12 protein-coding genes are annotated in these 15542 nt (G+C 46.2%); 4 read left to right on the top strand and 8 right to left on the bottom strand.

From position 1 onward, the window contains the following. Positions 1 to 20 precede the first annotated feature (20 nt). Positions 21 to 2237 (bottom strand): two-component system response regulator, encoded by a 2217-nt coding sequence (locus EK374_RS03955; protein ID WP_127020337.1) that lies wholly within the window; start codon positions 2235 to 2237, stop codon positions 21 to 23. 310 nt (positions 2238 to 2547) lie between these two features. On the opposite strand from EK374_RS03955, the gene EK374_RS03950 reads away from it, so the two are divergent. After that, positions 2548 to 3462, top strand: coding sequence for a TIGR03899 family protein (locus tag EK374_RS03950; protein ID WP_127020335.1), 915 nt, complete (start codon positions 2548 to 2550; stop codon positions 3460 to 3462). Here the strand turns inward: EK374_RS03950 and EK374_RS03945 are convergent. From EK374_RS03945 to EK374_RS03930, 4 genes are all read right to left on the bottom strand, one after another. Next, positions 3434 to 5599 carry a response regulator gene (locus EK374_RS03945; protein WP_127020332.1) on the bottom strand — a complete coding sequence of 722 codons (2166 nt, stop codon included), beginning with the start codon at positions 5597 to 5599 and terminating at the stop codon, positions 3434 to 3436. The genes EK374_RS03950 and EK374_RS03945 overlap by 29 nt on opposite strands. Before the next feature lie 105 nt (positions 5600 to 5704). Beyond that, on the bottom strand, positions 5705 to 6454 hold the full coding sequence (locus EK374_RS03940; protein WP_127020330.1) for a TIGR04219 family outer membrane beta-barrel protein: 750 nt from the start codon (positions 6452 to 6454) through the stop codon (positions 5705 to 5707). Between the two features lie 3 nt (positions 6455 to 6457). Further along, positions 6458 to 7435 (bottom strand): DUF2333 family protein, encoded by a 978-nt coding sequence (locus EK374_RS03935; RefSeq protein ID WP_127020329.1) that lies wholly within the window; start codon positions 7433 to 7435, stop codon positions 6458 to 6460. 10 nt (positions 7436 to 7445) lie between these two features. Further along, entirely contained in the window at positions 7446 to 7871 is a 426-nt protein-coding gene (locus tag EK374_RS03930; RefSeq protein WP_127020327.1) for a copper chaperone PCu(A)C, read from the bottom strand. A gap of 338 nt (positions 7872 to 8209) precedes the next feature. On the opposite strand from EK374_RS03930, the gene dusB reads away from it, so the two are divergent. The 3 genes from dusB to purH all read left to right on the top strand — a co-directional run bounded on the left by dusB (position 8210) and on the right by purH (position 11437). Then, positions 8210 to 9196, top strand: a complete 987-nt coding sequence (gene dusB, locus EK374_RS03925) for a tRNA dihydrouridine synthase DusB (RefSeq protein ID WP_407691851.1) — start codon at positions 8210 to 8212, stop codon at positions 9194 to 9196. Between the two features lie 18 nt (positions 9197 to 9214). Then, positions 9215 to 9505 carry a DNA-binding transcriptional regulator Fis gene (gene fis, locus EK374_RS03920; RefSeq protein WP_008897208.1) on the top strand — a complete coding sequence of 97 codons (291 nt, stop codon included), beginning with the start codon at positions 9215 to 9217 and terminating at the stop codon, positions 9503 to 9505. A gap of 345 nt (positions 9506 to 9850) precedes the next feature. Further along, complete coding sequence (gene purH, locus EK374_RS03915; RefSeq protein WP_127020325.1) at positions 9851 to 11437, top strand: bifunctional phosphoribosylaminoimidazolecarboxamide formyltransferase/IMP cyclohydrolase; 1587 nt, start codon at positions 9851 to 9853, stop codon at positions 11435 to 11437. Between the two features lie 66 nt (positions 11438 to 11503). On the opposite strand, the gene EK374_RS03910 is transcribed toward purH, so the two are convergent. The 3 genes from EK374_RS03910 to sixA all read right to left on the bottom strand — a co-directional run bounded on the left by EK374_RS03910 (position 11504) and on the right by sixA (position 15463). Further along, positions 11504 to 12703: a PepSY-associated TM helix domain-containing protein gene (locus EK374_RS03910; RefSeq protein WP_127020323.1), complete on the bottom strand. Its 1200-nt coding sequence runs from the start codon at positions 12701 to 12703 to the stop codon at positions 11504 to 11506. A 7-nt stretch (positions 12704 to 12710) separates the two neighbouring features. Then, entirely contained in the window at positions 12711 to 14864 is a 2154-nt protein-coding gene (locus EK374_RS03905; RefSeq protein WP_127020321.1) for a TonB-dependent siderophore receptor, read from the bottom strand. 113 nt (positions 14865 to 14977) lie between these two features. Next, positions 14978 to 15463 carry a phosphohistidine phosphatase SixA gene (gene sixA, locus EK374_RS03900; RefSeq protein WP_127020319.1) on the bottom strand — a complete coding sequence of 162 codons (486 nt, stop codon included), beginning with the start codon at positions 15461 to 15463 and terminating at the stop codon, positions 14978 to 14980. Positions 15464 to 15542 lie beyond the last annotated feature (79 nt).

The following is a 15542-nucleotide window of genomic DNA, read 5'->3' as shown; positions in this document are numbered from 1 at the left end:
TTTTACTCTGAGCCCAATCTTTAGCTTTTCGCTAAAAACTTCACTAAATCCACAGCAGTCATTGGTTTAGCATACATAAAACCCTGCACTTCTTCACAGCCCATAGCGCGAACCGCATCTTCCTGTTCCTGAGTTTCGATCCCTTCAGCTATGGTTGCCAACCCTAGTTTTTGACCTAAGCTCACTATGGTTTCAGCAATCAAAGTGCCATTAGGTCGTGCAGAAACCTGAATAAAAGCGCGATCGATTTTAATTCGGTCCAGCGGCAATTGCTGTAAATAACTTAAGGATGAAAAGCCTATGCCAAAGTCATCAATGGCGACTTTAATGCCGAAGGTTTTTAGCTTATTTAACGCCGCAATCACTATTTTCGGGTCGTCCATCACCACAGACTCTGTGATTTCCAATTCGACCAGAGCTGGGTCTACCTGATAGCGCTCAACACAGTCAATCACAGACTGCACAAATCGGTGGTTACGGAACTGAGGCATAGATACATTCACTGCAATACGCAGATGAGAGAATCCCTGAGCTTTTAATGCTTGCAACTGCTTACAGGCTTGCTGCAACACCCAGTCACCGATTTCGATAATCAGGCCTGAGTATTCTGCCAGCGGAATAAACACCGCCGGAGAAATAAAGCTACCGTCCGGCTGAGGCCAGCGTAACAGCGCCTCCATACCCAGCACATGGCCGCTTTTCAAACAAATTTGCGGTTGATACCACAGCTGGAGTTTATCTTTCTGGAAATCCGATCTCAGGCTTCTGAGCATCACCAGCCGGTCGACCATCTGCTCTTCCATTTGGGCACTGTAGTACTCAAAATTTTGTGCCAGATGTTTTTTTGCTCGGTTCAACGCAATATACACATGCTTCAGAATAGTCAGACCATGCAGCGCACTATCCCGTAAACGGCAAAACCCGAAACTGGCGTTTACCTGCAAGGAGTGCTCAGAACACTGGAATGGCATTTCAAAAATGCCGGACAAGGTTTCTGGTGTCAACGCCAGCTCAGGGCCAATTAAACCAAACACATCAGCACCTATGCGGCCAATTTGAGCAATTTCACCAAACTGAGCTACCAGCCTGTGGGTAATAGCGATCAGCAGTTCATTACCCGTTTCCTGGCCTAAACCGTCATTTACGTCAGAGAAGTGGTCAATATCAATCAGGACAGCCACATTACGGGCTGGGTCCAACCGGCGGGTTTCTTGCAACAAAGAGGTAAATTCGTTGCGGTTTGGCGTCTTGGTTAAAGGATCGATATAAGCCGCATGTTTAAGTTGCTGAAACAAAGTGACATTTTCATAACCTATGGAAATATTACTTAAAAACACTTCAATCAGCTGACGGTCAAAATCTTCAACAGGTCTGTTGGTTTCAATATAGACAGCTGCAGCATGATCGATATTACCCAGATACAGCACAGTATCCTTATCGGTGAAAATATGCCGCCGCTCAGCCAGGCAAGTAGTGATTTGTTGAATAATTCTGTGATTATTCAGCCGCTCCAGTTTGCATTTAATATAAGGCGCATAATGCCCAGCTGCACCCAATACATAAATATTGTCACTGCTGCTGCCATCATCCTCAATCTGAGCACAAAGTACGCCTTCTGCATGCAAGCCTATCAGGGAAGAAATCTGAGTGACTACACCTTCGGAAAACTCGTGCAACGAATGTTGTTCCAGTAAATTGGCTCCGGCATTAATAATTTTCTGCAAGCCAATGCGATTCTGGTTAATAGTGCGGATTTGCTGATAACTGCGGATAGACGAAATAATAGCAGTGACCAGTTTATTCCGGGTTAGCTCAGTTTTGGTTTTGTAATCGTTGATATCATATTCTTTGATTACACTCTCTTCAGGAGCATAACCTGGCTGACCTGTGCGCAGAACTATACGCACTTCATCCATTTTTAATTCATCACGAATTTGCTGCACCACTTTGAGGCCAGCATCGTCAGATTCCATCACTACATCAAGTAAAATGACAGCTATATAGGGGTTATTCGCCAGAAATTTTAAGGCTTCTTTGCCGGAAAACGCATGATGAAACACCAGTTTACGGTCCAGAACCAACAAATCAGACAAAGCCAATTTAGTGACCGTATGGATCTCTTCATCGTCATCAACAATCAACAGGTGCCATTCACCGCTGGATTGCGTCTCGACTTCCGAATTCGTTTCGTCTTCTGCGAGGAACAGAAAATCATCATCTGCTGCTTTTGACACCATGCTCCGACCTTTTTTACATCTGCTGTGGGGATATTTTTTTTAAAGCATATCAAGGCACTATTGCATAAATACTAGCATATACCCTGAATTAACTTTGACAATCAGGGCCCAACCCCACCACTATCCTTTGTAAGCATTTAATCCAGTTTATCTACACTATACCCTTAGGCAAAAAAAGCAATTCATTTTATTAAAATCTTTGAAAATCAGAAAGTTAACACTTTCACAAATTTCTTTTAAAGTCGAGACTGAATTTTTGCGCTATTGTGAAAATTCAGCAATAAAATCTGTCTCTACCAGAGGTATATTGATGCAGAAAGTCTCTGCAGGCCGGGGTCATCAACGTTTACTGCAACTGGCCCGTAACCAGCTTGGTCACGAATTTGCGACAAAAACCAGCGCAAGTGACGCAGAATCAGTGAATTCAGTCCAAAGCAGTGACTTTAACCAACGCCATCAACGCCTGGCACAACGCTCGGGCGCACCAGTTGCTAATGATACAGACTTTAAAGGCCCTAACCTGCATCAACGCGCTGAGCGCCGTGAACGTATGCAAAAAGAACGGCAGCAATCAAATTTAGAAAAAATAATGGCTCTGGCTTTAGACTACTGTCCTGAATACGTTGCAGATATGGATGTGGATCCCGACTGGTTTCAACAATACTGTGATTTAGTATTAAATATTTCTAACCAGACTATGCAGCAGCTCTGGGCAAAAATACTGGCTGGAGAAATTGGTCAACCCGGTAGCTTCTCATTAAAAACCTTGTTTCTATTACAACGCATGAGTTTTAAAGAAGCCTTAGCCTTGCAAAAAGCCGCCAGCCTGACCTGCCGGGTCAGACTACAAGACAGCGGCCATATCTATTTTGGCTATGTACGCAAACCTTCCATCTGGCAAATTCTGACAGGCCGCAGCAGAGCAGTGCTGAATCTGAGCCAGTTTGGCCTGACTTTCCCGCAGATATTAAGCCTGATTGATTTAAATCTGTTGCATCAAATTGAAATTGAAAGCGGTGAATTGATCCCGGACCAAGCTTTGCAGTTGCAATACCACCAGCACCAGCTGAGCTGCAAAGCAAAGTATTCTGGTGTTGTGTTGCAGTACTATAAATTTACCGCTGTTGGTGTGGAGTTGTTACCTTTGCTGAATAGCCAGGCCAATCCGGCTTACCTTCAGGCAGTGAAACAACTGTTTAGCCCGGTATTAGAGTTTGAGGACTAAGCTGCTGACAATAACGCACCAGATCGGCCACTTTCTGCGCGTCCAGCGGTTTAATCACCACATCATTCATACCTGCCTGATGAAATTGTTGGATCTCAGCAGGTAAAGCATGAGCGGTAAAGGCCATAATGACAGTATCCTGATGTTGCGGTAACTGCCTGATCATATGAGTCGCCAAAACACCCGACATATCCGGCAATTGAATATCCATCAGGATCAACTGATACCAGCTGCTTTTAGCAAGCTGAATAGCTTCAGCTCCGCTGGCAGCAGTATCCACCTCAAACTGTTGTTGGCTCAGCATGGCTTTGACAAAAGCCAGATTGGTTTTATTGTCATCGACCACCAGCAATCTGAAATTATTCTGTTGTGGTTTTTCACCAAGATGCTGCCGGATCCTGGCAGAAAGCATTGGATTGGCTAAAACAGGGCAGCTCAGCAGAGCTTTCCAATCACTTAAATAAGCAGGATCAGAAAATGCAATCACTTGGCTGCGGGCGGTAACCTGATGCAGCTCAGTCCAGAGCTGTGGACTTTCATCCGGGGCTGGCAGTTGGATCAGCACTAAATCCACCAGACGGTGCTGCAATTCAGCTTTCAGTTGCCCAACCTGCTGAAGGCAAATCACTTGTTCTGCCACTGAGTACACGCTTTGCTTTAACACCGCTGCACGTATGCTGTTGCTGTCTACATAAATCGCAGTTTGTTGCATCTGCAGATCCTTGACTAACACTGCAGTCAATGGCAACTCCAGACGCACTGAACACCCTAAATCATCCAGGGCTGAAACAGATAATCTGGCGCCCAGGCGTGACAACAGTCCGGCACATAGCTGTTGCAACACACCGGTTTCGTCAGATTCTGCAGCTGTAAGCACTTGCTGTATAGCGCGGCTCTGGCCGGCATGGTCAAATTGCAGCAGCAGCTTATTTTCAGAAAATGCCTGCAGATTAATAAACAAACTCAGCTCGTGTTGCTGCAAATCCTGCATGATCAAACTCAGGATTTGTTTAAGCAATTGAGCAGTATGTTGGGTGCAAAACTGTACGTCGGACAAACTTAACGCCGGATCTTCAACCAGAATAAAAGGCACTTTTGCTAATTCAAACTCTTGCTGCCACAACTCCACTTGTTGTGCTAACCATTCAGGAAACCAGACAGTTTGGATCTGTAGTTCTGTGTTATCTAACAAATCCTGCTTCAGTAACCAGCTCAATAGCTGAGCCTGCTGTTCTGACTGTCCAGCCTGCTCAAGTACACAAAGTTGTTGCCACTGCAGCAACCTGGATTGGCAGACTTCTAATTCGCTGGCTAAAACGGCCTGTTGTTGCTGAAAACTAATTTCCAGTTGTGCACGCTCAGTGTCATTGCTGTTCCCCTGTAGTTGTTCCGCCTGACTTTGCAATTGCAACTGCTGTTGAAACTGTTGTTGCTGTGCATAGAGCGCACGAAACAACTGAGTCAGTTCAGCACTATCAAACTCATTGAGTTTTTTACTATCAGAATTCGACGAAGCTAAAGTACGGATTTGCCTTAAAAAGCCTTGCCAGCGCAGATGTTGAGTTTTAAAAATTCTGCGCTGCCACAACAATGCCAGAGCGACGATAATAACTAAAGCAGTCCCCCATAAGCTGCTTTGCCACCACCATAGCTTAGATAACCGCAGCGGAGAAATCTGAATAGCGACATAACCTAAAGTGCTGCCTTCAACTGCAACTTTGTTGCTGTCGAAATAACTCATGCTAGCTGGGGTAACCATAACAGCAGACCAGAGTAAGGTCGAACCATCCTGCAAGGCTTTTTGTCCGGTTAAATCACGGGTCGGACTGAAATTGAATAATTCACGGGGAAATTGAGTGGCGGCAAATAAATTACCATCAGCCTGATACACCAGAATAGCTTTGATAGGTAAAGTGCTGGAAAAACTGGTGGCCAGCAGATGGCCTTTGACTTGCTCTACTTTGTTTTGAACTAAAAAAGGCTCAACCATCAAAGACAAACTCATCAGCAATTGCTGTTCTGCCTGCACTCTGACTAAAGTCTCGTGGCGTAATTGCAAGCTTGCTGACGCATAAAGACAAGCAACTATCAGCACCACAGAACCCAACACCAAACCTAGTTTAGCTTTTAACGTCATGTTAATTGAACCTCTTTTCCTTAACCTGCACTATAAGCTGCCCCTCAAAGCAGAACAATAGCTATTCTGCTTTGAACCTGGGTCAGCTTATTGCTTTATCAGGTTTTAGAAATGCAGTTCAGCAGAAATAAAAGCACCATCGAAAGTTAAATCTGCATCTATGTTGTCAATGTCATCCAGCTCAAGTTTGGTCTTTTTAACACCTGCTTTTAATGACAGATCCACAGCCAATGAATCGATCAATTCATAGGCAATACCAAACTGCATATCAGACAAAGAACTGCCGTCATAGCTGACGTAATTCACTTCAGCAAAAACTTTTGTGCCAGTGCCTAATAAACCAAAACTACCGTACAGGTAACCCATAGGAATTACAGCAGACAAATCCTGACTCGCACTTTGGCCCTGGCTTGCCACTGTAATATCGCCATCTAAGTATTTAGCTGTCACACCTAAATCCAGGCTTACTAAATCATTGTCCAGAATCTCGTAATAAAAGGTGGCATCAATGTTAGATAAATTCAGGTCCTGAGCAACGTTGCTACCCACTGCAAAAGTTTGATTATCAAACACAAAGGTTTGATTCAAAGTGGTGTTGCCGTTAGAAGTCAAACTATTACGTTGTAGCTTAATATTTGGTAACAAAGGCACCGGATGTTCAACTTTGATATAAAAGCTGCTTAAGTTTTTGTCGTCAAACTGAAAGTCCTGCTGATTGCCTGTCTGACCAAAACTACCTTTGGTATCGGCGAAATGCAGATCCGCACCAAGGTATAAACCACCAATGGTGTCAGCCATAACGGCAGGAACAGCGAATGCAGCTACAGCTACCATACTCAATACAGACTTTTTCATGCTTTATCCTTGCGCTAATAATTCAGTTAAATCCAGCAGAGCCGCATTGGCTCTGGAAATATAATTCGCCATCACCAGACTGTGATTTGCCATAAAACCAAAACCACGACCATTCAGAATCATTGGACTCCAGACCGGTTCCTGGGTCGCTTCCAGTTCACGGATAATTTGCCTTAAGCTAATCATCGCGTTTTTGTTGGTCAGAACCTCCGCGAAGTCCAATTCTATCGCTTTTAAGAAGTGTAACAAAGCCCAGCAAGCGCCACGCGCCTCATAAAATTCATCATCTATGCTCCACCAACTGGTTTTAATTCTGTTGGATTCAGCTGTAGCTGTGGATTGTCTGGCATTTTTGTCACCAGCCAAATCGGTGTTTAATCTGTCTTGCCCGACACTGACACTTAAACGCTGGCTATAACTGCCAAGCCGTTTTTCCACATTTTTCAGCAAGTCACGTAAATTATCAGCTCTGGTGTAAAACTGACTGTCCGTTTTCTTCGGATCCAATAACGCGGTGCGGTACAAAGATAATTGCGCAATAGCCTGCTGATACTCAGCTTCAGCTGCGGGTACAGCCCAGCTGCGATGATCAATATTGAGCATAGGCTGCGCCAGTTTTAAATACTGATTTTCAATAGACTGCGACTGAGAGCGGCTTAAATCTTTGCGCAGCGCCAGGGCTAAATCACGCGACATTTCCAAAGCCCCCAGCTCCCAGGCTGGCATATTGTCCAGCAGCGAAAAAGGTGGCACTACATCGTTACTGGTAAAACCGGCATTTTTCGTCAGCAGAGTTTCCAGCACCCGAATCAACGCGCTTGTTGTGGTGTAACCTACAGTTTGCTGGTGTTCCGGACTAAGTTCGGCTGATAAATCTTTTACATCAAACAGCTCTGGTTCACTGCTGGCCCACCAGGCAGTGCCGTAGCCCAAAATAAAAACGAACAGCACGGTTAAACTGACGATCCTGAATCTGTTCATTTTGTCACTCCTAGTGAGTTGGAATTGCGCTGACCGAAGCCTGGATTTCGATGGATTGGCCATCTTTAAAAGTTAAACGTAACGGGATTTGCTGACCTTTGCTAATACTGGTTTTGGCATCAAACATCATCAGATGCAAACCGCCAGGTTGAAAATGCACCTGCTCTCCGGCTGCAACCTTAACCGACTGCACCTGTTCCATTTTCATCATGCCATCTTTATGGCTGTGTTGATGCAGCTCAATACTGCCAAACTGCGGGCTACTGGCGCTGATTAATTCTGCATCTACAGTGCCGCTATTGCTGATACTGAAATAACCTGCAGTCATACTACGGCCAGGCAGCATTTCCCGGACTGTGGCATCTGTGACCAGAACTTCGGCCAGAGTCGCACTGCTACTCAGACTCAATAATGCAGCAACTATCCACTTCTTCATTCAGCTTCTCCTTTTAAGATCAGACCTTTATCTTACACGACTATTTTACACAACAGGGGGTAGGCCAACAAACTTCGCCGATGAAGAGCATTGACTTCTTTGCTAACCGCTTTTTTAGTATGAAGCTTAACAAACTGGTGACAAAAACAGCAGCTGTACAATTATCTATTAGCCCTACCCCCGATTTTATTGGGTTTTGCATTTCAGAAAGTCTAGTTTTCAGACGTTTAGCGATTGTCAACCCAACAACCCCCTATAAATTTATACTTTTGTTTAAATAATAACCTTTGCATTGTTGGCAAAAATCCGTAAACTTAGCGCCCCTTTAGGGTAGAGCCTTGGTTTTAGCGGTGCGCATAGGTCCATATCAATTAACGAACAACGTAATTTGCGCTCCTATGGCTGGAGTGACGGATTACACTTTTCGTGAGCTTTGCCGTCGTTTTGGTGCAGGTTTAGCTGTATCAGAAATGATGTCGAGCAATCCTTTGGTCTGGCAAAGTGAAAAATCGCTAAATCGTATGACTCACCAAAATGAATCTGGTCTTCGATCGGTGCAAATTGCCGGTTCAGATCCAGATCAGATGGCTGAAGCTGCTGTGTTTAATGTTGAGCATGGCGCCCAAATCATCGACATCAATATGGGATGTCCGGCAAAAAAGGTGAATAAAAAACTGGCTGGTTCGGCGCTATTACAGTATCCGGATCTAGTACAGCAGATTATTCAGGCCGTAGTTCAGGCAGTAACAGTACCTGTGACCTTAAAAATCCGTACTGGCTGGGACATCGAACATAAAAATGGCGTACAGATAGCGCAAATAGCGCAGGACAACGGCATTGTGGCTTTAGCGGTTCATGGCCGCACTAAAGCTTGTATGTATAAAGGAGAGGCGGAGTACGACACTATCCGCGCTATTAAACAAAATGTGTCTATCCCGGTGATTGCCAATGGCGATATCACCACGCCGGAAAAAGCCAGATTTGTATTGGACTATACCGGAGCAGACGCGGTCATGATTGGCCGGGCAGCTCAGGGCAGACCCTGGATTTTTCGTGAAGTGGTGCACTATCTGCAAACTGGTGAACATCTGGCTTCGCCTTCAACGGGCGATGTCAGGGATATTTTGCTGGAGCATGTCCGTGGCTTACACCAGTTATATGGTGAAGTGCTTGGCCCACGTATTGCCCGCAAACATGTGGGTTGGTACCTGGCAGAGCATGACAGCGAAGGCATGTTTCGCAGTGAATTTAATGGTATCGAACAAGCCCAACAGCAGTTGGATACCTTATACGTGTATTTCGAGCAATTACTAGCAGCAACCTAACGTAAAAGAGAATAGGCAATGTTTAATCAAAACGTGACTTCGCCATTTATCACCAACGCCCATGTTCAAACGCAAGAAAAACCGCAGCCTTTAAGCAACGCGGTACAAAAAGCGGTGGCGAACTACTTACAACAACTGAACGGTCAGGACGTAAACGACCTGTACGAATTAGTGTTGTCCGAATTAGAAAAGCCGTTATTAGAAGAAGTGATGAAATACACTCGCGGCAACCAGACCCGCGCTGCCAACCTGATGGGCATCAACCGCGGTACTCTGCGCAAGAAGCTGAAACAATACGGCATGAGTTAATGCCCCCGCGGGAGGAGTCCCGCAGTGAAAAGCACCTTCGGGTGCTTTTTTGTTTTTTCCCGTCGTACTTGACGCTGCAGCTTCGTTGGCTGCGGATTCTCGCCCCAGTCACATAGTGGACTATGCTCCTGGGAGCTCGAATCCTTGCCGCCTTGCTGCAACGCCAATTACTTAGGGAAAAGCCTGCAGTAGCGGGTTAAGTAAATAAGGGATTTCACCAGCTAATCCCGGCGATACATCAAAGCCTTTTTTCTCTATGCTTATGTCCTGGCTTTTTTGTTATCCCAAAGCTGTGAACCACAGCAGTGCTGGTCCGAATTAACCATTACAGCGGAGAATGATCCAATGAACGCAGCTCGTCCAATCCGTCGCGCCTTGTTAAGCGTGTCAGATAAAACCGGTATAGTTGAATTTGCTCGTGCTTTAGCAGCCCAGGGTGTGGAACTTCTGTCCACAGGCGGCACAGCCAAGTTATTGGCAGAACAAGGCATAGCAGTGACTGAAGTATCAGATTACACAGGTCACCCGGAAATCATGGACGGCCGCGTCAAAACGCTGCATCCAAAAGTACATGGTGGCATTCTGGCCCGCCGTGGTATGGACGAAGCTGTGATGGCAGACAACAACATCAAGCCAATCGATTTAGTGGTAGTGAACCTGTATCCGTTCGCCAACACAGTGGCCAAAGCAGGTTGTACTTTAGAAGACGCCATCGAGAATATCGACATTGGCGGCCCAACTATGGTGCGTGCTGCAGCTAAAAACCATAACGACGTCACTATAGTGGTGAACGCGGCTGACTACGACAAAGTATTAGCTGAGATGGCGGCCAACGCCGGTTCTACTACTCATGCTACCCGTTTTAGTTTAGCCATCAGCGCTTTTGAGCACACAGCTCAGTACGACGGCATGATCGCCAATTACTTCGGCACTATGCTGTCTGCTTATGGGGATGAAGACGCCAAACCAAGCAAATTTCCCCGCACTTTTAACGCTCAGTTTGTGAAAAAACAAGACTTACGTTACGGCGAAAACAGCCACCAGAGCGCGGCTTTTTATGTGGAAAACAGCATTCAGGAAGCTAGTGTTGCCAGCGCGACTCAGCTGCAGGGCAAAGAGCTGTCGTACAACAATATCGCTGACACAGATGCCGCTTTAGAGTGTGTGAAAGAATTCGACGAGCCAGCTTGTGTGATCGTAAAACACGCGAACCCTTGTGGTGTGGCTATTGGCGACGACATTCTGGCCGCTTATGAACGCGCCTATAAAACAGACCCGACTTCTGCTTTTGGCGGCATTATCGCGTTTAACCGCGAATTAGATGCTAAAACTGCAGAAGCTATTGTCAGCCGTCAGTTTGTTGAGGTCATTATCGCGCCAAGCGCGACAGCTCAAGCAGCAGCTGTGGTGTCTGCTAAACCAAACGTGCGTTTACTGGTCTGTGGCGAGTGGGACAGCAAAACCACTGGTTTTGATATCAAACGTGTCAACGGTGGTGTGTTGGTACAAGACCGCGACCAGAAAATGGTTGGCCTGGATGACTTAAAAGTCGTATCCAAACGCCAGCCGACAGCAGAGGAATTACGTGACTTATTATTCTGCTGGAAAGTGGCGAAGTACGTGAAATCTAACGCCATTGTGTATGCCAAAGACAGCATGACTATTGGCGTCGGTGCTGGCCAGATGAGCCGCGTTTACAGCGCTAAAATCGCTGGCATCAAAGCCGCTGACGAGAACCTGGAAGTCAAAGGTTCAGTCATGGCATCAGATGCGTTTTTCCCGTTCCGTGATGGTATTGATGCGGCCGCTGCTGCTGGTATCAAAGCAGTGATCCAGCCTGGTGGCTCAATGCGTGATGCGGAAGTAATAGCTGCTGCAGACGAACACGGCATGACGATGATCTTCACTGGCGTGCGTCATTTCCGTCACTAAGACGGAGTGCGGCACTAGAAAAAACGGCAGTTAAGCTGCCGTTTTTTTTACTTCTGAAGTTCATCTCTAAGCTAAAGAGCCTAATAAAGGTGATAAAGGCAGGTTTTCTACTTCACGTTGTGAGAACTGCACTGAAGTCACCACTAAGGCTGTGACCACTAACACAGACGAAACAGCACCAGTCCAGCCTAACCAGCGTATCAGTTCTGGTTGTTGTCTTTTGGTACGCAGCCAGTGCATCCAGAGCCCGCCTGCGACTAAAAAGGTAAAACCCAACCCAAACACAAAATACAGTAGCTTGACGCCAAGCCCGGCAAAGTTACCAAAATGCAGTGGGTCAGCCATATCTGAGATATAGGCCACAGGTTTTAATTCACCGCCTTTTTGTAGTTTTAGCACTTGCGCTGTCAGCGGATGCAGGTAAATACGGTTGGCTCTGTCACGCACCAGCAGCGTATCATCCTGACCAGTCACCACCACAGGCGCTTTGTCAGACTGTGGATAATTCAAAGCTCTGATATCCAGTTCGGGTCTAGCCTTTTGTGCAGCCTGCATCAATTCGGTTAAAGACAAAGCTTTGTGAGTGATGGCCTGCTCCAGCTTTGGTGCTTTTGGATAATGATCCACTTTAAACTTCAGTAAGAAGTGTTCGGTGAAGTACCAAAGACCAGTCAGGAACATCAGCAGAATAAAACCCCAACACCAGACGCCTGTCCATTTATGCCAGTCAGACCAAAAAGTACGGCTGGAGGCTTTAGCCCCAGAAGGCAACTGAAAGCCTTTACGCCACCACTGCCGGTAGACATAAAAACTGCTAACCAAAATAATCAGCAGTAAAAAACTTAAACTGGTCACCACAATTTTGCCGGTAGAACCCAGCGACAGGTACATATGAATATTACGTAAAAACCGTGAGACAGTGCCCCACTGGCCTTCGCCTGTTAAAGCACCGGTAGCGGGATCAAAATAAACAAATTTAAATTCAGAGCCTGCATTCAGGCTAACGGCACCCGCCAGATACCACTGCTCTGGCACATTCAGGTTGCTAATTTGATAGTCAGGATAGGCTTTGGCTAAATTTTGCTCCAGCACCTGCCAGGGCACAGGGCCCTGTCGTTCAGACAAGGCCCTGTATTTTTGATCTGACAGATACTGAATTTCATGGCTGACCACTGCCAAAGTGCCGGTCAGACAAACCAGCAACATCAGAATGCCAAAAGCAAAGCCAGCAAAAGAGTGTAGCTTAAACCAAGTTTTTGCAGTCATAGCCAGCTTAGAACTGATAACTGGCGGTGACTATTAAACGGCGTGGTTCACCCGGAAAGTGCCCGGTCCGTTCGATAAAACCAGCAGTGGCATAAGTTTTATCAAACAGATTTTTCACATTGGCCTGAAACATCCACTGCTGCCAGCGGGTTTGCCAGCTCATATCAAAGACGGTGTAGGATTTTACATGCTGACCATCAATACTTAGCTGATCGCTAACGTAATCCATACCAGCGGCTATAGCAGAGTTAATACTATCCAGCTCATAACGACTCCATACCCCTATCTGATGTTGTGGCGCATTAGCAAATTTGTCACCCACAGCATTAGTAATAGCGCTGGTGCTTTCGACAATACGGGTATCGTTGTAGGCATAGTTCAGGTTTAGCACCCAGGAGTCGGTTAAGTCGCCTAACAAGTCCACTTCCACGCCTTTACTTTTTACTTCACCCAAAGCGATTAGATCGTCACGGCCATCACCGCCGACATCACCGCGAGGGTCAGCCTGCAGTATGTTATTTCTAATCATTTCATAAGTAGCCACATTCAGGCGAACAGCATCATTCAGCAAGGAAAAACGCGCACCAGCTTCAACAATACTGGACTGCTCAGCCTCAAAAGGACCACCTACTTCAGGCACCTGAGATGCGGTCGCCTGTGGGCTGAAGCCTGTGCCTTTGACTGCATACAAACGCACCCAGTCCGTCAGCTGGTAGGTAGTACCCACACGCCACGAGCTGTCGCTGCCATCTACTTTGGATGACGCCACATTATTTTTATCTTCAAAACTGTCCCAGCGCACACCCAGCAACAGATTCCAGCTGGCGGTTAAATCCAGTTGATCCTGCAGATAAAAACCCTGGCGCACAGCTGTAGTATCGGTAGGAGTGGATTTGATGCTGTCGATATTGTAATCAGCAGCTGAGGTCAGGCCATACACAGGATTTGTCAGGCTAATACCTAAAGCCTTACCGCCCTGCTCTATAGGCGCTACATTGCGGCCTAAAAAGTAGGAGTCTTGCGTCATCGTATCAGCACCAATTAACAACTGATGATTCAAACCCGCAGTACTGAACTCCACTATGTTGTTCCAGGTTACACTGTCTGCCGTATTTTCGCGGCGCTGATCCCTGAACTGACGGCGGCAATAATCCACTACACCATCGCCATCTGTATCATAGCTACAGAAAGGTTCATGGTAGTTTTGCAGTTCGGTATTTTCATAATGGCGCCAGGTCAGATCGGTGCGCCAGTTATTATTAAATTCATGATCGGCCCGTACCTGCCAAACGTCTGCTTCCAAGGACTGGAAATCTGTGGCTTCGTTATGGTTCCAGGCTCTGTCGCCGAGGAAATTGCCCTGATCATCTGTAGGTACACCCCGTAAGCGGGCGCCCTGATAATCCTGAGTTACCGTATTGTATTGCAGCGTCAGACTGGTGCTGTCGGTCAGATCAATCAGATAGCCCAGATCCAGAATTTCGTTTTCAACTTTGGTGTTCCAGCGAAACGGCTGCTCAGAATCACGGTAATAACCAAAACGATAAGCTTGCTGCTCTGTGAGCGGACCACTCAACTCGAGCGAACCTTGCCAATACTCATCATTACCTAAACCTAATTCCAGCTGGTTTTTTGCGGTGCGTTGTGGCTTTTTAGTGACGTAGTTAATTAAACCGCCAGGAGCGCTGCTGCCATATAAAGCACCGCTGCTGCCTTTGAGGATCTGTACTTCCTGCACGTTAAACAGCTGAGGCACAGCAAAACCATTAAAAGGATCGCCTCTTACGCCGTCGTATAAAATTTCATCCTGACGGAAACCACGAAAGGTGACACCTGAGTAACTAAAAGCACTGACACCACTCATGCTACGGTATAAGTCTGTGACCTGACGAGCGGCCTGATCGCGGATCAAGGCTTCAGGTAATACCTGAATACTCTGAGGCACCAGTTCTAAATCTGTATCTGTTCTTGTGCCTACACTGCTTTGAGAAGCCCGATATAAAGTCTGAGCTCGGCCTTTGACCTCTATCACTTCCAGATCGTTGTCTGCTTGCAGTTGATTTGAAGCTTGTTGATCTGACTGCTGGGCATAAGCAGGAATTGAATTTAAAGCAGCAAGAACTGCAATAGTTAATAGCGAAGGAGAGCGTAAGGACAACATAACAGCCTCAAAGCGACAACAAAGGCGCACAGACTAAACAAGAATGATTCGCAATTCAAGTGAATTTATTTAATCAGTTGTTGTCAGCGCGCTTTTATTGTTATCCGCTCGACTTACATAAACTTAGCAGGCACAGACCAGGCTAAACGAACCGGAATTGTCGCGGTTAAATCCAACTCAAGGCAAGTCAAAGAAGCTTTTTTCAGTTCCAGAAAAGTTTTATCCACGCCTAATAATTCATTTACGAGTAACGCCAGTTCAGGTTCATGCCCTACCAGCAGCACAGCTTCATTGTCCTGCAACTGACTGAATAAATGAGCTTTTGCTTCAGCGGCTGTGACTGAAGGCAATAAACAAGGCCACTCTTCAACCTGCACTTTAACCCCTGAGTCTTTACGCACTAAAGCGGCCGTTTGCACCGCTTTGGTTTGTGGACTGCAAAAAATACGATCGGGTAACAAACCTTGTTTTTGCATAAAAGCCGCAACACGGCGAGCCTGTAATCTGCCCTTTTCATTCAGACAACGATCGGCCTCATCCACCAGCGAAGTTCGTACATCGGCTGTGGCATGGCGCATCAAATACAGAACTACTTTCATCAACTTCACCTTCACTACAGAAAATGATGGCAGCCTAAAGCCAGACCATGACAGTTGTATGACTTTATGCCAAGTTAGC

It is taken from the genome of Rheinheimera mangrovi (assembly GCF_003990335.1).
Classification (GTDB): domain Bacteria; phylum Pseudomonadota; class Gammaproteobacteria; order Enterobacterales; family Alteromonadaceae; genus Pararheinheimera; species Pararheinheimera mangrovi.
This window is presented reverse-complemented; position numbering and strand designations above follow the sequence as displayed.